General features: G+C 75.8%; 14 protein-coding genes. 10 read left to right on the top strand and 4 right to left on the bottom strand.

Annotated features, from left to right (window positions below):
• Positions 1 to 145: 145 nt before the first annotated feature.
• From FB380_RS15120 to msrA, 3 genes are all read left to right on the top strand, one after another.
• A complete protein-coding gene (locus tag FB380_RS15120; protein WP_166755754.1) occupies positions 146 to 1,783 on the top strand; it encodes an alpha/beta hydrolase domain-containing protein in 1,638 nt (545 codons plus the stop codon).
• Between the two features lie 124 nt (positions 1,784 to 1,907).
• On the top strand, positions 1,908 to 2,387 hold the full coding sequence (gene arr / locus FB380_RS15115; protein ID WP_166755753.1) for an NAD(+)--rifampin ADP-ribosyltransferase: 480 nt from the start codon (positions 1,908 to 1,910) through the stop codon (positions 2,385 to 2,387).
• Positions 2,388 to 2,454: 67 nt separating this feature from the next.
• Positions 2,455 to 2,967: a peptide-methionine (S)-S-oxide reductase MsrA gene (gene msrA / locus FB380_RS15110; RefSeq protein WP_166755752.1), complete on the top strand. Its 513-nt coding sequence runs from the start codon at positions 2,455 to 2,457 to the stop codon at positions 2,965 to 2,967.
• Positions 2,968 to 3,060: 93 nt separating this feature from the next.
• On the opposite strand, the gene FB380_RS15105 is transcribed toward msrA, so the two are convergent.
• Positions 3,061 to 4,101 (bottom strand): NAD(P)-dependent alcohol dehydrogenase, encoded by a 1,041-nt coding sequence (locus FB380_RS15105; RefSeq protein ID WP_166755751.1) that lies wholly within the window; start codon positions 4,099 to 4,101, stop codon positions 3,061 to 3,063.
• Positions 4,102 to 4,352: 251 nt separating this feature from the next.
• Between FB380_RS15105 and FB380_RS15100 the strand changes: the two genes are divergently transcribed.
• Positions 4,353 to 5,237 (top strand): helix-turn-helix transcriptional regulator, encoded by an 885-nt coding sequence (locus FB380_RS15100; RefSeq protein ID WP_166755750.1) that lies wholly within the window; start codon positions 4,353 to 4,355, stop codon positions 5,235 to 5,237.
• A 30-nt stretch (positions 5,238 to 5,267) separates the two neighbouring features.
• Here the strand turns inward: FB380_RS15100 and FB380_RS15095 are convergent, their stop codons facing one another.
• Positions 5,268 to 5,966, bottom strand: coding sequence for a class I SAM-dependent methyltransferase (locus tag FB380_RS15095; protein ID WP_166755749.1), 699 nt, complete (start codon positions 5,964 to 5,966; stop codon positions 5,268 to 5,270).
• 211 nt (positions 5,967 to 6,177) lie between these two features.
• Here FB380_RS15095 and FB380_RS15090 point away from each other — a divergent pair, with 211 nt between their 5' ends.
• Entirely contained in the window at positions 6,178 to 6,975 is a 798-nt protein-coding gene (locus FB380_RS15090; RefSeq protein WP_166755748.1) for a MerR family transcriptional regulator, read from the top strand.
• 1 nt (position 6,976) lies between these two features.
• On the opposite strand, the gene FB380_RS15085 is transcribed toward FB380_RS15090, so the two are convergent.
• Entirely contained in the window at positions 6,977 to 8,302 is a 1,326-nt protein-coding gene (locus tag FB380_RS15085; RefSeq protein WP_166755747.1) for an aminotransferase class V-fold PLP-dependent enzyme, read from the bottom strand.
• A gap of 224 nt (positions 8,303 to 8,526) precedes the next feature.
• Positions 8,527 to 9,285 (bottom strand): SDR family NAD(P)-dependent oxidoreductase, encoded by a 759-nt coding sequence (locus FB380_RS15080; protein WP_166755746.1) that lies wholly within the window; start codon positions 9,283 to 9,285, stop codon positions 8,527 to 8,529.
• Positions 9,286 to 9,715: 430 nt separating this feature from the next.
• Here FB380_RS15080 and FB380_RS15075 point away from each other — a divergent pair, with 430 nt between their 5' ends.
• The 5 genes from FB380_RS15075 to FB380_RS15055 all read left to right on the top strand — a co-directional run bounded on the left by FB380_RS15075 (position 9,716) and on the right by FB380_RS15055 (position 18,758).
• Entirely contained in the window at positions 9,716 to 10,024 is a 309-nt protein-coding gene (locus tag FB380_RS15075; protein ID WP_166755745.1) for a hypothetical protein, read from the top strand.
• The gene (locus FB380_RS15070; RefSeq protein ID WP_166755744.1) at positions 10,021 to 12,387 is read left to right on the top strand and encodes a PEP/pyruvate-binding domain-containing protein; all 2,367 of its coding nucleotides are present in this window, start codon (positions 10,021 to 10,023) and stop codon (positions 12,385 to 12,387) included. The genes FB380_RS15075 and FB380_RS15070 overlap by 4 nt, the downstream gene beginning before the upstream one ends.
• Entirely contained in the window at positions 12,384 to 15,230 is a 2,847-nt protein-coding gene (locus FB380_RS15065) for an alkaline phosphatase D family protein (RefSeq protein ID WP_166755743.1), read from the top strand. Before FB380_RS15070 ends, FB380_RS15065 begins: the two co-directional genes overlap by 4 nt.
• Before the next feature lie 79 nt (positions 15,231 to 15,309).
• A complete protein-coding gene (locus tag FB380_RS15060; protein WP_166755742.1) occupies positions 15,310 to 17,709 on the top strand; it encodes a phosphatase PAP2 family protein in 2,400 nt (799 codons plus the stop codon).
• Positions 17,706 to 18,758 carry a lysylphosphatidylglycerol synthase transmembrane domain-containing protein gene (locus tag FB380_RS15055; RefSeq protein ID WP_166755741.1) on the top strand — a complete coding sequence of 351 codons (1,053 nt, stop codon included), beginning with the start codon at positions 17,706 to 17,708 and terminating at the stop codon, positions 18,756 to 18,758. Before FB380_RS15060 ends, FB380_RS15055 begins: the two co-directional genes overlap by 4 nt.
• Positions 18,759 to 18,763 lie beyond the last annotated feature (5 nt).

Here is an 18,763-nt window from a genome sequence, read left to right as displayed (position 1 = left end):
GTGCCGCACGTCGTCCGGGAAGGAGCCGTCCGCACCGCAGCGATCCGGACGCCAGCGCCTCCGGGTCGGCGGGCCCACACCGCCGTGGGCCCCTGGAGAGACCCGGGGCAACGACGCCCCGGACCGACCACAGGATCGAGTCGCCATGCACCGCACCACCTCCTCCCCACCACGCGCCCGGGCCGTCGGACGGGGCCTGCTCGTCGCGGGTCTGGTCACCGCCTCGTGGGGCGCCACCGCCTCCGCGGTCGCTGCCCCCGCCCCCGAGCCGGTGACCACCCCGGCCGAGGGCGGCGTGGAACGCACCGAGGGGCCGCTGCCGCAGGTGAGCGACCCGCTGCCGGTCAGCGACGAGTCGCACCCCTTCGGCGGCGCCGCCTACCAGGAGGTGCCCGAGGACCTCGGCGCCGTCGGGTACACCGAGGAGGAGTTCCTGGTGAGCGGCACGTCCAACGTCTACAGCTGGCCGGAGGACGCCCCCGCCGTGGTCCGCACCGCGGACGCGCCGTACACCACCCGGGTGCTGGTGCGCCGTCCCGCCGACGCCGGCGAGTTCAGCGGCACCGTCGTCGTCGAGATGCTCAACCCCTCGAACCTGTTCGACCTCAACATCGGCTGGGCGCTGGCCCGCGAGGAGATGATCGACAACGGCGACGCGTGGATCGGCATCACCGCCAAGCCGGTCGCCGTCGACGCCCTGAAGACCTTCGACGCCGAGCGGTACGGGTCCCTCTCCTTCGCCAACCCCCTGCCCGTCGACGACCCGGCCAACTGCTCCGTCGTCGACGCCGACGCGGACCCGGCCACCGAGCCGACGCCGCTGCCGGCCGACACCACCCAGGCCACCGAGAACGGGCTGGTGTGGGACATCTACACCCAGGTCGGCAACTGGCTGCGCAGCGACGAGGCCTCCAACCCGCTGACCTACGGCACCGGCGGAACGGCGGTCGAGCGCGCGTACGGCTTCGGCTACTCCCAGACCGGCGGCTACCTGGTCAACTACATGAAGGCGATCCACCCGCTGGTGGTCGCCGAGCAGGGTGCGCCCACCTACGACGCCTACCTGGTCGGTGTCGCCGGTGGCGGGTTCGCCGGCGCCTACCCGATGAACCAGTGCGAGCCGGCGCCCCCGGTGGACGACCCGCGGCGCGACCTCTACGGCATCGGCGTGCCGGTCGTCCAGGTGATGTCCCAGTCGGACTACCTGCGCGGGATCGGCTCGCGCCGCCCCGACAGCGACGTCGCCCCCGACCAGTTCCGCCACTACGAGATGGCCGGCGCCGGGCACGCCACGCCCTTCGAGCTGTACTACTCGGCGTCCTCGGCGGACATCGTGGCCGCGGGTCGCGAGGTGCCACCGCAGGCCTGCAACGAGGGACCGCGGAGCCGGTTCCCCAGCTCCATCCACTTCAACGCGGCGCTGGACAACCTCGACCGCTGGGTGCGTGACGGCGTGGCACCGCCCCGGTCCAACCCGATCGTCGTCGAGCGCGGCGAGCCGGTGCTCGACGAGTTCGGCAACGTCCTGGGCGGGCTGCGCTCACCGTTCGTCGACGTGCCCACCAGCACGTGGTTCGGCACGGCCACCGGCGCCTCGTTCTGCTTCATCGCCGGCTACGAGGTGCCCTTCGAGCAGGCCCGGCTGGACGAGCTGTACAGCAGCCACCGCGACTACGTCACGCAGGTGACCGACAACGTGGTCGAGCTCCAGGCGGCCGGCTTCCTGACCTACTACGACGCCTACGAGCTCATCCGCCAGGCGAAGGAGGCCGACATCCCCTGACCCCCGCGCTTGCCCGGCGATCCCGGTGGCCTCCACCACCGGGACCGCCGGGTCACCCGGGAACGACCACAGCCGGCGTCACCGGCTCACCGCCGGGCCGGGAAGCGGGGCAGAGTGGAGCACCATGACCTCTGACCCGGAGTCGGCCGCGGACGGCGGGGAGCGCCGCGCCGTGACCTACGAGGACTGCGGCCACGTCGCGGGCCCCTTCTTCCACGGCACCAAGGCGACGCTCGACCCAGGCACCGAGCTCGTGCCCGGCCGGGGTTCGAACTTCCAGCAGGGGCGGGTGTCGAACCACGTCTACTTCACCGCGGCCGTCGAGACCGCCGTCTGGGGTGCGGAGCTGGCCACGGCGCTGGCCGGGACCGAGGAGCGGGGGCACGTCTACGTCGTGGAGCCGCTGGGCCCCTTCCAGGACGACCCGAACGTGACCGACAAGCGGTTCCCCGGCAACCCGACGCGCTCCTACCGCACGCGTCACCCGCTGCGCGTCGTCCGCGAGCTGGAGGACTGGACCGGGCACGACCCGGCGACGCTGACCGGCATGCTGGAGAGCCTCGCGCGGCTGCGCGAGCAGGGCCTGGACGTCATCGAGGACTGAGGCCGGGAAACACGGACGCCCGCGGCGGTGTTGTGGCAACGACGTCCGAACGAAGAGGAGAGACACGTTGAGCACTGAGACCGCGATCCTCGCCGGGGGCTGCTTCTGGGGCGCCCAGGACCTGCTGCGCAAGCGCCCCGGGGTGATCTCCACCCGGGTCGGCTACTCCGGCGGCGACACCCCCAACGCCACCTACCGGAACCACGGTGACCACGCCGAGGCCGTCGAGATCGTCTTCGACCCCGCGGTGATCTCCTACCGCGAGCTGCTGGAGTTCTTCTTCCAGATCCACGACCCCTCGACCAAGGACCGGCAGGGCAACGACGTCGGCCGCAGCTATCGCTCGGCGATCTACTACACGTCCGAGGAGCAGCAGCGCGTCGCCCTGGACACCATCGCCGACGTCGACGCCTCGGGCATCTGGCCGGGCAAGGTCGTCACCGAGGTGGAGCCGGCCGGCGACTTCTGGCAGGCCGAGGAGGAGCACCAGGACTACCTGCAGAAGATCCCGTTCGGCTACACCTGCCACTTCGTGCGGCCGGACTGGGTCCTCCCCCGCCGCGAGGCGCACACCGCCTGAGCACGGTGACGGCGGCCGACCCGACCTCCTCGTCGGGTCGGCCGCACTGTCACGCGTGGACCGCCACCCGTGGCCCGGCGGGGCGGCGCGGGGTCAGGCCAGGGTCGCGGTGTCGATGACGAACCGGTAGCGGACGTCGGAGGCCAGCACCCGCTCGTAGGCCTCGTTGACCTGGTCGGCCGGGATGACCTCCACCTCGGCGCCGATGCCGTGCGCGGCGCAGAAGTCGAGCATCTCCTGGGTCTCGGCGACGCCGCCGATCATCGAGCCGGCGTAGGTGCGCCGCCCGCCGATCAGCGACATGGCGTTCAGGCTCAGCGGCTCGGCCGGGGCGCCCACGTTGACCAGGGCGCCGTCCACGGCCAGCAGCGACAGGTACGCGTCGACGTCGATCACGGCGCTGACGGTGTTGACGATCAGGTCGAAGCGGCCCGCCAGTTCGCTGAAGGTGTCCGGGTCGCTGGTGGCGAAGTAGGCGTCGGCACCGAGCCGCAGGCCGTCCTCCTGCTTCTTCAGCGACTGCGACAGCACCGTCACCTCCGCACCCAGGGCGTGCGCGAGCTTGACCGCCATGTGCCCGAGCCCGCCCAGGCCCACGACGGCGACCTTCTTCCCCGGGCCGGCGCCCCAGCGGCGCAGCGGGGAGAAGGTGGTGATGCCGGCGCAGAGCAGCGGTGCCGCGGACGCCGAGTCGATGCCCTCGGGCACCCGCAGGACGAAGCCGGCGTCGACCACCACGTGGGTGGAGTAGCCGCCCTGGGTGCTGCTGCCGTCCCGGTCGGTGACGGCATAGGTGCCGACCATGCCCTCGAGGCAGTACTGCTCGTCGCCGGCCCGGCAGTTGGCGCAGTGGCCGCAGCTGTTGACCATGCAGCCGACCCCGACCCGGTCCCCGACCCGGTGCGTGGTGACGTCCGGCCCGACCTCGGCGACGGTGCCGACGATCTCGTGGCCGGGGACGACGGGGAAGGGCTGCGGGCCCCAGTCGCCGTTGACGGTGTGGATGTCGGAGTGGCAGATGCCGGCGTGCGTGATCGCGATCAGCACGTCGTTCGGGCCGACGTCCCGGCGCTCGATGGTGGTGGGGGCGAGCGGCTGTCCGGCGGCGGGGGCGGCGTAGGCGTTGACGCGCATGACGTGCTCCTTGTTCAGGTGGGTGGGTGGGTGGGTCAGGCGACGGCGACAGCGACGACGCCGGTGGACCAGTCCGCCGGGCCGGGAACGGTGTCGACGGAGCTGCGGGTGATCTGCACGGACGTCCTCCTCGGTGCGCAGCGGGTGTCGACGTCCACCGAACGCCTGCGGGCGTGCACGTGGGAGGGCGGGCCTGTGGGGGGTACCAGCTCGACCCCCCACGGCAGCGGCCCGCACGTAACGTCGGGTCCGTGGACAACCGCTCGGACATCCGCGACTTCCTGACCAGCCGCCGGGCCCGGATCACCCCGGAGCAGGCCGGGCTGCTGCCGGGCGGGGGCCGGCGGCGGGTGCCGGGCCTGCGGCGCGAGGAGGTCGCCGTCCTCGCAGGGGTCAGCACCGACTGGTACACCCGGCTGGAGAAGGGCCACATCTCCGGCGTCTCGGAGGACGTGCTGGAGGCAGTCGCCCGGGCGCTCCGGCTGGACGACGCCGAGCGGACGTACCTGTTCGACCTGGCCCGCGCCGCGCGGCCGGCCCGGACGCCGCAGCGCCGGAGCCGCGCGCAGCTCCCGCCGTCGGTGCAGTGGATGCTGGACTCGATGACCGGCTCGGCCGCCTTCGTCGCCAACCGCCGGCTGGACATCGTGGCCAGCAACACCCTGGGCCGGGCCCTGCACGCCCCGCTGTTCGACCCGCGGGGAGCGGCGAACTTCGCCCGGTTCCAGTTCCTCGACCCGCGGGCGCACGACTTCTACCCCGACTGGTCCGGGGCGGCCAACGTCACGGTCGCGCTGCTGCGCGCCGAGGCGGGCCGCCGGCCGAACGACACGCAGCTGCGCGAGCTGGTCGGTGAGCTGTCGACGGTCAGTGCCGAGTTCCGGACCCGGTGGGCCGCCCACGACGTGCGCATCCACCACGAGGGCGCGAAGCAGTTCCGCCACCCCGTCGTCGGCACCCTCGACCTCACCTACCGGACCTTCGAAGTCCCCACCGGTGACGCGTCGGACCCCCGCCTGACCATCTACACCGCCGAGCCGGGGTCGGCCTCCGAGGACGCCCTCAAGCTGCTGGCCAGCTGGGCGGCCACCGCCACGGCTCCGACGGCCGAGGCCCCCGCGACCGACCGGCACTGACGAGGCCGGCGCCCAGCGGGAGAGACGGGCTCAGGTCGCGACCAGCACGAAGAAGACGAAGCTCAGGAACGACGTGCGGCCCTCGAACTGCGGGGGCAGCAGCTCGGCCGGGGTGTCCGGCGACCACGGCGGCTCGCTGATCCGGGCGAGCTGGAAGCCGGCGGCGGAGAAGGCGTCGGTCATGGCGTGCAGCGGCCGGTGCCAGTAGGTCAGCACAGCGTGCTGACCGGCGAAGTCGTACTCGTCGGACCACTGGGCGAGCGCGAAGTAGTCGGTCTCGGGGTGCAACATCTTGTACAGGCTCGGGTGGTTGACCGACAGCACCAGCCGGCCACCGGGCCGCAGCACCCGGCGCAGCTCGGCGAGCGGCGCCGTCCAGTCGCGCAGGTAGTGCAGGACGAGGGACGCCGTCACGTCGTCGAACCCGCCGTCGGGGAAGGGCAGCGGCGCGGACAGGTCGGCGACCTGCACGTCGGCGTCCTCGCCGAGCCGCTCCCTCGCCAGGTCGACCATGACCGGGCTCGAGTCGAAGCCGGTCACCACCGCACCCCGGTCGCGCAGCGCCGCAGCGAGGGGGCCCGAGCCGCAGCCGGCATCCAGGACCCGGCGGCCGCCCACGTCCCCGAGGAGGTCCAGCATCGCGGGTCGTTCGTAGTGGGCGTTGAGGAGGTTGACGTCGTTCTCCGCCGAGTACGCAGCGCCGAAGCCGTCGTAGTCGTTGACCGTCACGTGGGCCTCGTCTCCGGTGACCGAGCGAGCGGTCAACGTAGCCCGGACCACCTACGCGGACCACCCAGGAGGACGACGAGCCGATCCCGGTGCCGCAGCGGGCAACGCCCTCGGCAGCGGTCGGCGAGCTGGGCCGTGCAGCTGGACCTGTCCTGCGGCGGGACGGTCGAGGAGTGGACTCCCCCGCGGGGAGAGGGTGCAGAGTGCACGCGTGCTGTCGATCGGTGAGTTCTCGCGGCTGACCCACCTGAGTGTCCGGACCCTGCGCCGCTACCACGACGCCGGCCTGCTGGAGCCGGCCAGCGTGGACGACGCGACCGGCTACCGGTACTACGGTGCCGAGCAGATCCCGACCGCCCAGGTCATCCACCGGCTGCGCCAGCTCGACGTCCCGCTGCCGGACGTCGAGCGGATCCTGCGCTCCCCCGACCCGGGCACCCGGGCAGCGCTGGTCGCCGAGCACCTGCAGCGGCTAGAGGCCGAGCTGGACCGCACCCGCGCCGCGGTGGTGTCGCTGCGCCGGCTGCTGCACCCGGAGCCGGCCCGCCTGGACGTCGAGCTGCGGGCGGTGGCAGCGACCACCGTGGCCGCCGTCGAGAGCGAGGTGGGCCACGACGACGTCCTCACCTGGTACGCCGGCGCCATGGCCGAGCTGGACGCCGTGGTCGAGGAGCGCACCGGCGCCCCGGGCGGGCTGTACGACAACGCGCTGTTCGAGGACGGCCGCGGGCACGTGCTGGTGTACCGGCCGGCGACCGACCCCCCGCGCAGCGGCCGGGTGCACCCGGTGACGCTGCCGGCCGTCGAACTCGCCGTCACCGTGCACGCCGGGGAGCACGACGACATCGACGTCACCTACGGCGAGCTCGGCAGGTGGGTGGTGGCCAACGCGCTGGCGGTGGCCGGCCCGGTGCGCGAGACCTACCTGGTCGGACCGCGCGACACCCCTGACCCGGCCGCCTGGCGCACCGAGATCGGCTGGCCCGTCTTCCGGATGGCCAGGCGGTGAGTCAGCGCAGCTGACCGGCCGTCGCGGCAGGCCGGGTCGCGGCCCGGGACGTGAGGGCACGCAGGGCCTCCCCCAGCGTGGCGACGTCGGCCAGTGGCGTGGCCGGGCTGCAGCTCACGCGGACGGCGCCGGGCAGCCGGTCGGCCCGCCCTGCCCGGGCGTCGTCGTGGAACTGCTGCACCTCGGCCGGGGTGAGCCCGAACAGCCGGCTCAGGTACGGGTGGGCGCAGAAGCACCCGCTGCGCACGCCGATGCCGTGCTCCTGCGCCAGCCGCTCCGCGACCTCGCCGTGCGGCATCCCGTCGAGGACGAACGCGGCCACGGGCAGGCGGTCCCCGGAGGTGGGCCCCAGGCGGCGCAACCCGGGGACGGTGGCGAGCTCGTCGTCCAGCGCGCGGACGAGCAGGTCCTCGTGCCGCCGGTTCCGCTCCCCCGCCGCGAGCAGCTCCGCCGCGGCGGCGGCCAGCGCCACGACGCCGATGACGTTGGGCGTGCCCGCGTCGTCCCGGTCGGGGGTGTCGGCCCAGACGACCTCCTCGTGCGAGACCGCCTTCACCGCCCCGCCCCCGACGAGGAACGGCTCGCCGTCGGCGAGCAGCCGTCGGTCGACGACCAGGCCGCTGGCGCCGAAGGGTGCGAACATCTTGTGCCCGGACCACGCCAGCACGTCGATGCCGAGCGCGGTCATGTCCACCGGCCGGTGCGGCACCAACTGCGCCCCGTCGACCACCACCAGCACCCCGCGGTCCCGTGCCGCCGCGGTGATCGCGGCGAGGTCGGGCAGCCAGCCGGTGACGTTGGACGCCCCGGAGACCGCCAGCACGCGCGGCGTGGGCCGCTCGTCGAGGGCGGCGACGACGGCGGCGGCGTCGTAGGTCCCGGACTCGTCGACGTCGACGACCCGCAGCTGCGCGTGCCGCTGCCAGGGCAGCAGGTTGGCGTGGTGCTCCACGGCGGTGGTGACCACGACGTCGTCCCGGGTGAGGCCCAACCGGAAGGCGACCAGGTTGAGGGCCTCGGTGGTGTTCCGGGGGAAGAGGGCCACGTGCGTGGCCGGGTCGGCGCCCACGAACCGGGTCAGGGTCTCCCGGGCCTGCTCGTACCGGGCGCTGGTGACCTGCGACTTCGCGCCGGCGCCCCGGTGGACGCTGGAGTACCACGGCAGGAACTCCTGCACGGCCCGGACCACACCCGCCGACGCCGACGTGGTCGCCGCGGCGTCCAGGTCGACGTACCGGCGGGGCTCACCGCCGACGGGGACGCGCAGGTCGGCCCCGACGAGCGGGTGCAGCAGGGACAGGTCCCCGGTGCCGAACGAGGACGTCATCGCCTGTGAGCTCCCGTCATGGCCGGTCACCACTCCGGCGACCGCACGGGAGCCTCTCACCGCCGACCGGCCACGACGGACGGCGACACGGCCTCGGTCTCCGTCCCGGGTCGCCGGCCTGCTCGTCGGGTCGACGGCGACCGCCTGCCGGCGGACCCGACCCGCGCCGTGCTGGACGTCGTCCAGCACAGCCGGACGCGTGCGCCGGCCCTGTCCGCGCACCGTTAGCGGCGCGGCGGGACCACCGCCGACAGGCCGGCCGTCGCACCCCCGTCGACCACGAACTCGCTGCCGGTGGAGAAGGTGGCCTCGGCCACCACGAAGGCGACCATGCGGGCGACCTCGTCCGGTTCGCCGAAGCGCTCGATGGGCTGCCCCGCGATGGTGTCGGCTCCCAGCCCGGCGGTCATCGGGGTGCGGATGGGACCCGGGTGCACGGAGCAGACCCGGACGCCGTCCGGCGCGAACTCCAGCGCCGCGGCCCTCGTCAGCCCCCGCAGCCCCCACTTCGCGGCGACGTAGGCGGCGATGCCCGCGTAGCCGGTGAGGCCGGCGGTCGAGGAGATGTTGACGACCACCCCGCCGCCGGCCCGCCGCATGCCGGGCAGGACGGCCCGCATGCCGAAGAAGGCACCGACCAGGTCGATGTCGAGCACCCGTCGGAAGACCTCGTCCGACGAGCGCTCGATGGAGGCGAACTCGACGACGCCGGCGTTGTTCACCAGCACGGTGACCGGGCCGAACGCCGACTCCGCGGCCATGACGGCGGAGTGCCACGCCGCGCTGTCGGCGACGTCCAGGTGCTGGTACCGGGCCGCCGCCCCCAGGGTCGAGACCAGCTGCTCCCCCTCGGCGGCCAGCACGTCGGCGACCACCACCTGCGCGCCGCGGGCGACGAGCACCCCGGCCACCGCGGCACCGATGCCCCGGGCACCTCCGGTGACCAGCGCCACCCGCCCGTCCAGCTGCTGTCCTGACTCCACGGCTGCTCCTCCTCGTCGACGCGTGCCCCGCCAGCAGAGTCCGGGCCGGCCCCGGGGACGACGGTCCGAAGAGCGCGGTGGACAGGGTCGGACGTCCCTCGCGCAGCGACCGGCGGTCGACCGCCCCCCGTCGACGTGCCGCGACCGGCCGTCCAGTCGGCCCCCGGGCGCGGGTCGCCAGGGTCCGCTGGTGCCCGGCCGCAGCAGGCCCGCCGGGGCGCTCCGCGGCCACCATGCGGTCGCCCGGCCTCGGGCGGACCTGCCCCAGCCCTCCCCGGGCGGGACCTCGGTCCCACTCCGGTCGAGTGCGCCCCACTGCAGCCGAGCGCGCCGAAGGTCCCTCCCGTCAGGGCCGATGGCCCAGGGACCACGGCCCCCGGCCGACCTAGCGTCGGCATCGTCCCCCGTGCGGACGAGCGAGGAGGTCCCGATGACACGCACCGGAGTGCTGTTGGTCCTGGCGCTGGCGCTCTCGGCGGTCGGCGTCGTCGACGCCGTCCGCGCCCAGGACGACGACCTGGCGGTGTTGCTGGCCGCCGTCGGGCTGCTGGTGGCCGCAGCGCTGGGCACCGAGACCCGGCGTCGGTCCGCGGTGCTGCTGCGCCCGGACCTGGCCCGGTGGCTGGAGCTGCGGGCCGCGACCACCGGTGAACCCGTCGACCGGCTCGCCGACCGGTGCGTGGCCGCGTGCCGGGCCGGGCTCGTCGAGGACGGCGCCGCCGCGGACGGCCGGCGATGAGCGCGCCGGTCGTCAGCGCCGACGTCGTCCGGCTGACGCCCGGTGCGCCGTGCCCGCGTGAGGAGCTGGGCGGCAAGGCGGCTTCGCTGGACCGGATGGTGCAGGCCGGTTTCCCGGTGCCCGACACCGCTGTGGTCACCGCCGCCGCCTACCGGTCGGTGGCCGGGCAGCCGGAGCTGGCCGGCCTGCTGGCCCGGCTGCAGGCCGGCGACGTCGTGCCGGCGGCCGAGGTGGACGCGGCGTTCGACCGGGTGCCGGTCCCCGCCGCGCTGGCCGACCACCTGGTGTCCGCCGCCCGCGAGGTGGGCGGCGGTGGCCGGATCGCGGTGCGCTCGTCGGCGACCGTGGAGGACATGGCCGGGGCGTCCTTCGCCGGGCAGTACCGGTCCAGCCTCGACGTGCCGCCGGACCGGGTCGTGGCCGCCGTCCGCCGCACCTGGGCCTCGCTCTGGCACCCCGCCCCCTGCGCCTACCGGCGCGCCTGGGGCATCAGCAGCGACGACGTGGCGATGCCGGCGGTGCTGATGCGGATGGTGCCCGCCCGGTCGGCCGGGGTGGTCTTCACCGTCGACCCCGGCGGCACCCCCGGCGCCCTCCGGGTGGAAGCAGTGCCCGAGCTGGGCGAGGCGCTCGTCTCCGGCGACCGCACCCCGGAGGTCTGGCTGCTGCCCCGCGGCGGCGACCCCCGGGCCGACGTCCCGCCGCAGGTACGGGAGGCCGCCGCCCTGGCGCTGCGGGCGGAACAGGCGGTCGGCGGCACGCCCCAGGACGTCGAGTGGGCGTGGGACGGTGCGACGACGTGGCTGGTGCAGGCCCGCCCCATCACCACCGGACCGGCTCGCACCGACGACGGCAGCGACACCGAGCCGGACGGCGCCGAGCTCACCACCGCCGGCATCGGCGAGACGCTGCCCGGGCTGCTGCCCCCGCTGGTGTGGGACGTCTCCTCCTTCCTGGTCGAGGAGGCGCTGCGCACCGGGCTGAGCAGGCTCTGGGAGCTGCCCGGCGACCGGTGCGGTGCGCACGAGTTCGTCCGGCGGGTGCAGGGCCGGGCCGCGCTCGACCTGGACCTGCTGAAGGCCGCGGCGAGGGCCGTGCCCGGTGGCTCGGAGGCAGAACTCGAACGCCAGTACTTCGGCGCCGCGCTGCCCGGGGCGGACGAGGGCGTCCCGGCCCGCTGGTGGCGCACCGGGCGGGTGCAGCTGCGGGGCGCCGCGGCCCGCCGCGCGGCCATCGCCGAGGCAGCGGTCGTGGTGCCGGCGGTCGACGCGGTCCTCGCGGCTCCCCCGGAGCTGTCCGAGCTCGCCGACGGTGCGGTCCTGGCCTACCGGCAGCGGCTGCTCGACCTCGGTGCCCGGGCGATGACCGCGGAGTTCGCCGTCGCCTCCGCAGCGGTCGCGGCCTACCGCGAGCTGGAGCGGACGCTCGCCGGCCACCTCGGGGAGGAGCCTGCGGCCGCAGCGGTCCAGCGGGTGACGACCGGAGCGGGGCGGGCACGGAGCCGGTCGGCCACCGCCAGCGCCGCCGTCTTCGCCGGGCCGACCTGGGCCGAGCGCGGGGTGGCCGCGCTGCCGGCCCAGCCCGGTCGGCGGGACGAGCGGGACCGGGCCCGGCGGGACCTGGAGGCGGAGCTGCAGTCCCGGCCCGCGTGGCGGCGGGTGCGCATCCTGACCGGCCAGGTCGTCGACGTCCGGGTGCACGTGCTGCGCCGGCTGATCACCGACGCCACCGACGGCCTGGCCCGCCGGGAGCAGGTCAAGGCGGCGGTCCTCGCCCTGGGCGGTGAGGTGCGCCGGGTCCATCTCGAGCTGGGGAGCCGCCTGGTCCGGGCCGGGGTGCTGGAGACCGCGACGGACGTCGACCTGCTCAGCGCCGCCGAACTGCCCGCCGCCCTGCGCGGCGGGCCTCCCCCACCGGCCGTCCTGGCCCGCCGGCAACGGTGGCTGCGCCAGCGCGCCGGGGACGTGCCGCTGCCGGTGCGCTTCACCGGCAGCCCGAGCACGAGCCCCGCGGAGCCGCCGTCCGGTGACGTCCTCACCGGGTGGGCGGCCAGCCCCGGCCGGCACACCGGCCGCGCCCGGGTGGTCCGCGAACCGGTGCCCGACCGCCTCCAACCCGGTGAGGTCCTGGTGGCCGCGGCGACCGACGCAGGCTGGTCGCCGCTGTTCCTGCGGGCCGGCGCCATCGTCGTCGAGCGCGGCGGCCCCCTCTCGCACGCCGCCATCGTCGCGCGGGAGCTGGGCCTGCCCGCCGTGCTGAACCTGGCCGGGGCGACCACCGTGCTCGACGGGCGCTGGGTGACCGTGGACGGGGACACCGGCGTGGTCACGGTGCACGCCGACGGACCGGGGCGGCAGGCATGAACCGCCGGCGGGTCAAGGAGGACTGGTGGGCCGACACCGACGTCGACCGGGCGCAGATCTTCGTGCCCGCGATCGTCGGCGTCGGCGTGCTGGTCTCCGGGTTCACCCTGCTCCGGGACGCCGTGCACGGGCGGCAGCGGCGCGGCCGGGACCGGCGGACGACGCTGGAGGCCCGCGCGACCGCCGCGTTCGTCGCGACCGGTGCGCCGCCGGACGCCGCACTGCTGGCCGGCCTGCGCCCGCGGGTGCACTACCTGCTGCTGGCGCTCAGCACCGGCTCACTGGCGGTCTACGGCGCCCGCGGCGCGACCAAGAACTACGCCCAGCCGGCGGCGCTCTTCGGCGGCGAGGTGGGCTGGCTGTACGCGGTGCTCCTGCTGGCCGCCGCGGCCGCGGCCGTCGTCGCCGGGGTCTCCGCTCTCCTCACCGTCACCTGGCCGGCGCCTCCGCGCGTGGTGCGGCCGCTGCTGGCCCGCACCCCGCTGGGCCAGCTGCCCCCGCCCGCCGGCGGGGAGCGGCGGCGGCTGGCCGTGCTGCTGCTGGGCTGGGCCGCGGTGCTGACCGGTGCCGCGGCCGCCCAGTTCACCTTCACCACCGCGGGGGCACCGCAGCTGCTCGGCGAGTTCGACGACGAGGTCACCGCCGCCAGCGGCACCGCGTTCCGCTGGGAGCTGCTGGGCCAGGTGCCGGTGGCCGTCGCGGTCTCGGCCGTGCTGGCCCTGCTCACCGTCCGCTGCGCCCCGTTCGCGCTCGGGCAGCTCGCCGTGGTGCTGGGCTCGCTGATGGCGACCGCCTGGTTCACCGACGTCGTCCAGCGTGCCCACCCACCGGACGGCCCGCTGGCCGGCCTCACCGACTCGCTGCCCAGCGGCCCGGTGCTGCAGACGACGCTGGCCGCCGGGTTCGTCCCGCTGGCGGTCTGGGTGCGGACCCGGCGGCGCCGGCCGGCCCTGACCACCCTGGCGCTCACCACGACCGTCCTGCTCGTCGTCACCGTGGGCACCGTGCGAGCCCGGGTGTCCTGGCCCTCCGACGTGGTCGCCGGGTCCCTGGCCGGGCTCGCGCTCGTGCTGACCACGTGGTGGGTGCTGGAACACCGCCGGCTGCACGAACGCTGCGCCGGGTGCCCGTGGGCACCGGCCGGACGCGCGGAACCCCTCGGCCTGCTCCCGCTGGACCCGCCGCTGCTCGCCGGGATCCGGCGGGCCAGCCGGCTCGGCGTGGTCGCCGTGCTGGTGGTCTTCGTCGGCCTCGCGCTGGTCGAGGGGCTGCCGGTGAGCCCGGAGGGCGAGGCCATGGGGCCCACCACCTCACGGACGGTCCAGCTGGCGCTGCTGGGCCTGGCCGCCCTCGCGTGGCTGGTCGCGTTGCGCTGGGAGGCGACCGGCGCCGCACTGGTGGCCGTGGCCGGCCTGGCGCTGGCCGTGTTCGCCGCGGTGGCCTACCAGCCGTGGGTCAGCGTGCTGGTCGCCGTGGCCTTCCTCGCCCCGGCGGTCGGGCTGTGGCTGCACTGGCAGCACCGCCGGACGCTGCGGTCGGTCACCGTGCTCGCCGTCGTCACCGCCACCCTGCTGGCCGGCACCTACACCGCGGGCGCCGCGGTGCACGACCGGCTCTACGGGCCCGCGTCCCCGCTGTCGGGGCAGGTGGCGCTACCGGTGGACCGGGTGAGCTGGGTCTGGACCGGCGGCGTCACCGACCGGTCGGCGCGGGCGGTCGCCCAGGTCGAGCCGGGCAGCGCGGTCCGGTGGCTGCTCACCGGCCCGGACGGCGAACGACACCGGTCGGCGACCGTGGCGACGGCGGACGACGGGGTGGCCCGGCTGTCCGTCGACGGGCTGGCACCGGCGACCCACTACTCCTTCGCCGTCGAGGTCGACGGCACCGCCGACCGGGAGCGCGGCGTCGGCGGCTTCTCCACGATGCCCGACGGGCCGGCCTCCTTCACCCTGGCGGTCGGCGGCTGTGCCCGCACCGGCTCGAGCAGCGCGGTGTTCGACGCGATCCGCGCCGTCGACCCGCTGCTCTACCTGCAGACCGGTGACCTGCACTACGGCAACGTCACCCGGTCCGACGTCGAGGTGTTCGGCGACCGGTACGCCGACGCCCTCACCGCCCCGGCCCAGGCAGCGCTGTACCGGCAGGTACCGGTCGCCTACACCTGGGGCGACCACGACTACGGCGGCAACGACTCCGACGCCACGTCGCCGGTGCGCGCCACCGCCCGCGCCGCCTACGGCATGTACGTCCCCTCCCATCCCCTCGCCGAGGGCCGCCCGGGCACCATCAACCAGGCCTTCGACGTGGGCCGGGTGCGGGTGCTGCTCACCGACACCCGCTCCGAGCGCACCGCGGACTCCATGCTGGGGGCCCGGCAGCTGGCCTGGCTGGAGGAGGAGCTCGTGCGCGCCTCCCGTGAGCGGGCACTGGTCGTGTGGGTCAACCCCGACCCCTGGGTCGCTCCGGACGAACCGGGCCGCGACGACTGGGGCGGCTTCGCCGCCGAACGGCGGCGGATCGCCGACGTCATCGCCGCGAACGACATCGAGGACCTCGTGATGGTCAGCGGCGACGCGCACATGGTCGCCGTCGACGACGGCACGAACACCGACTACAGCACCACCGGCGGCGCCGGCTTCCCGCTGCTGCACGCGGCGGCCCTGGACCGGCCGGGCTCGGTGAAGGGCGGCCCCTACAGCGAGGGCGCCTTCCCCGGCGCCGGGCAGTTCGGCACGCTCCACGTACGGGACGACGGCGGCGCCACGATCGGGGTCGAGCTGACCGGCCGCAGGTGGGACGGGGAGGTCCTGGTCTCCTGGGCGACGACGGTCGCCGCCGGCTGAGGACGCCGGGACCACCGGGCCGCGCGCGGGGGCCGGAAGACCCTGCTGACCACGGCCCGGGGCGCGGTGCACTCAGGGCATGGACGTCCACGTGCTGCCTCGACGGCAGACGCCCGCAGCGGAGCTCCCGGCTGCCCCGGCACCGCCCCGGCCGCAGCGGCACGTCGGCGACCTGGTGCGGGTCGGGCTCGGGCTCGCCGTCCTGGGCACCGGCTTCCTGATCGCCCGGCGAGGCGAGATCTCGCTGGTCGAGCGGGACCTGTTCCGCCTGGTCAACGACCTGCCCACGCTGCTGCTGCCGGTGATCTGGCTGGTCATGCAGATGGGCAACGTGGTGGCCGTGCCGACGCTGGCGGCGGGAGCCGCGCTGGCCGGGCGGTTCCGGCTGGCCCGCGACCTGGCGATCTCCGGTGGCCTGGCCTACGTGGCCGCGGACCTGGTGAAGGGCGTGGTGCAGCGCGAGCGGCCGATCGGCCTGCCGGTGGGCGACGTGCTCAACGAGCAGGTGACCGGCCTGGGGTTCATCTCCGGTCACTCCGCCGTCGCGGGGGCACTGGCCACCGCTGCCGCCCCCTACCTCGCCCGCCGCCCCCGACGGGTCGTGTGGGCGCTGGCCTGGACGGTCGGGCTGGCCCGCATCCACGTCGGCGCGCACCTGCCGCTGGACGTCGTCGGGGGCATCGCGGCCGGGTGGGCCATCGGCTCGCTGGTGCACTGGGTGCTCGGCGTGCCGCGGTGGGACCCCCCGGTCGCCCGGGTCGCCGCGCTGCTGGACCGCTTCGGGCTGCCGGTGGCCGACCTGCAGCCCGCCCGGGTCGCCGCGCTGAGCTCCCACCCGTTCACCGGCACCGTCGAGGGACGCCCGGTCTTCGTCAAGGTGCTGGACCCCGACCGGTACGAGCGGGACTGGCTGTTCCGGGTGTTCCGCTGGGTGGCCGTCCGGGACGTGAAGGACGCCGACGCGCTGGCCCCGCTGGGGCAGCAGGCCGAGCACGAGGCGGTCGCCGCCCTGACCGCCCGGCAGCGCGGTGCCCGGGTGCCGGCGGTGCTGCTGGCCCGCGGCGACGACCGGGGCGCCGTCGTCGTGCAGGAGCGGCTCGCCGGCCGGCCGCTGGACGAGCTGACGCCGGCCGAGCTGACCCCCGAGCTGCTGGGCCGGGTCTGGGAGCAGGTGGCGCTGCTGCGCCGGGCCCGGATCGCCCACCACGACCTGGTCGCCTCCAGCGTGCTCGTGGACGGCGACGGGCAGCCGTGGCTGCTGGACTTCGGCAACGCCGAGGTGGGCGCCGGCGCCGAGGCGCTGGCCGGCGACGTCGCCGAGCTGCTCGCCTCGCTGGCCGGCACCACGGACGTCCCGGTGCTGGTGTCGGCCGCGGTGTCCGCGCTGGGCGCCGAGGCGGTGGCCGACGCGCTGCCCGGCCTGACCCCGCTGGCCCGGTCTGCCGCCACCCGGCACCAGCTGCACCGGCGGGGCACCGGGCTGGCCGAGCTGCGGGCCGCGGTGCGCGCCGAGCTGGACCTGCCGCACCCCGACCGGCCCGGCACCCTGGTCGCCGGCACCCCGGCGCGACTGGCCGCCATCGGCTCGGCCGTGGTGGTGTTCGTCGGGCTGACCCTCATCGCCGGCCCCACCGGCGTCTTCGAGTCGGTCGAGCGGGGCGGCTGGCGGTGGCTCGGCGGGGCCCTGGCGTTCGCCGTGCTGGGCCGGGCGGCGATGGCGGCCGCGGTGCTGGTCAGCGTGGAGCGGCGGATCGCGCTGGGCCGGGCCTTCGGCGCGACGATGTCCAGCGACTGCGCCAGCGTGCTGCGTGGCCGGCCCGGCGGCCGCCAGGTCGCCTCCCGCTTCCTCGAGGACGCCGGTGTGCCACCCGCGACGGCGGAGCGGGCGACCGTGCGGGCAGCCCGGGGGGCGGCGCTCGGGTCGGCGCTGGTCGCCGTCGCCGCCCTGGTGCTCGGGCTGGTCGAGGGCCGGCTGTCGCAGTGGCAGGCCCCGCAGTCCTCGCTGCCGGTCGTGCTGGTCGGGGCGGGCGCGCTGCTGCTGGTGGTCCTCGGCCAGTTGCTGACCCGGCACGGCGTCCGGTCGGCGCCCGGACCTCGCGTGCTGGGCCGGCAGGCACCCCACCCGCCGGGCAGCGCCCCGGAGGCGGTGCGCTGGGTCGCCCTGACCGGCTGGTCCGCGGCGGGGATCGCGCTCGAGGGGGCCGCGCTGGCCGCCGCGCTGCACGCCGTCGGCGCCGACGTGCCACTGCTGGCCAGCACCGCGGTCTACGCGGTGCTCCGCCTGCTCTGGGTCCTCGTGCCCGAGCTGTCCCTGCCCGGGGCCGGAGAGGTGCTGCTGCTGCTCGCGCTGACCTCGCTCGGGGCGCCGCTGGCCGATGCGTGCGCCGCCGTGCTGCTCTACCGGTTGCTCGCCTTCTGGCTGCCGGTCGCCGGTGGTGCGCTGGTCATCCGGTCCGCGCGCCACCACGCCGTGCGGTGAGCGGCCTCCGGCGGGCACTCACCGGCCCCGCTGCCCGGGCGACGCTGAGCCTGCTGGTCGTCGCCGTCGTCTTCGCCGGGGTGCTCCCGCACGTCGGCGACTACTCGGCGGCCTGGGGCCTGGTGCGGGACCTGACCTGGGCCGAGACGGCGGTGCTGGCGTCGGTGGCCGTGGTCAACCTGTGCTCCTACGCGCCGCTGTGGGCGATCGCGCTGCCCGGCCTCGGCTGGGGACGGGCGCTGCTCACCGACCAGGCGTCGACCGCGATCAGCAACACGGTGCCGGCCGGCTTCGCCTTCGGGGTGGGCACGACGGCGGCGATGTACCACTCCTTCGGGCACGCCCCGGCGGAGATCACCCGGGCGGTGGTCGTGACCGGCGTCTGGAACAACTTCGTCAAGCTCGGGACGCCCGTGGTGGCGTTGCTGGCCCTGGCGATCACCGGCGATGCGACCCGCGCGCTGATGCTGGCGGCGGTGGCGGGCACGGTCGTGCTGGCCCTGGCGGTCGGCGCGCTCGCCGCCGTCCTGGTGCACCGGGAGGCCGCGATCGGCCTCGCCGGCACCGCCGAGCGCATCGCCGGGTGGTCGGCGGACCGGTTCCACCACCGGCCGCCGCACCGCTGGGTCGAGCGGGTCGACCGGTTCCGGGCGGACTCCCGGACCCTGCTGCAGCGGCGGTGGGTCCCGCTGACGCTCGCGGCGATCGGCAGTCACGCCGCCCTGTTCCTGGTGCTGCTGACCGCGCTGCGCTGCGTGGACGGCGGCACCGTCCCCTGGGCCCGCGTGCTGGCGGTGTTCGCGCTGACCCGGCTGGTCACGCTGGTGCCGGTGACGCCCGGGGCGCTGGGGGTGGCCGAGCTCAGCTACGTCGCCGGGCTCACCGCGGTGGGGATGGGCGCCGCCGCGGCCACCGGGGGCGTGCTGCTCTTCCGGTTCCTCACCTGGTTCCTGCCGATCCCCTCCGGCGTGCTCGCCTGGGTGCTGTGGCGGCGGGGCGCCGGCCGGCTGCCCGGTCCGGCGGGCGCGCCTGCGCTGTCGGCCCGGTGAGCGGA

The organism is Modestobacter marinus, from assembly GCF_011758655.1.
Lineage (GTDB): Bacteria > Actinomycetota > Actinomycetes > Mycobacteriales > Geodermatophilaceae > Modestobacter > Modestobacter marinus.
Note: the sequence above shows the minus strand (reverse complement) of the source record. Positions and strands in the feature narration are given on the sequence as shown.

Excerpts from the sequence above, each read along its gene's own strand:
- FB380_RS15105 (WP_166755751.1), bottom strand. The coding sequence starts at position 4,101 with ATGCGCGTCAACGCCTACGCCGCCCCCGCCGCCGGACAGCCGCTCGCC.
- FB380_RS15070 (WP_166755744.1), top strand. The coding sequence starts at position 10,021 with ATGAGCGCGCCGGTCGTCAGCGCCGACGTCGTCCGGCTGACGCCCGGT.
- FB380_RS15060 (WP_166755742.1), top strand. The coding sequence starts at position 15,310 with ATGGACGTCCACGTGCTGCCTCGACGGCAGACGCCCGCAGCGGAGCTC.
- FB380_RS15120 (WP_166755754.1), top strand. The coding sequence starts at position 146 with ATGCACCGCACCACCTCCTCCCCACCACGCGCCCGGGCCGTCGGACGG.
- FB380_RS15085 (WP_166755747.1), bottom strand. The coding sequence starts at position 8,302 with ATGACGTCCTCGTTCGGCACCGGGGACCTGTCCCTGCTGCACCCGCTC.
- FB380_RS15075 (WP_166755745.1), top strand. The coding sequence starts at position 9,716 with ATGACACGCACCGGAGTGCTGTTGGTCCTGGCGCTGGCGCTCTCGGCG.
- arr (WP_166755753.1), top strand. The coding sequence starts at position 1,908 with ATGACCTCTGACCCGGAGTCGGCCGCGGACGGCGGGGAGCGCCGCGCC.
- FB380_RS15065 (WP_166755743.1), top strand. The coding sequence starts at position 12,384 with ATGAACCGCCGGCGGGTCAAGGAGGACTGGTGGGCCGACACCGACGTC.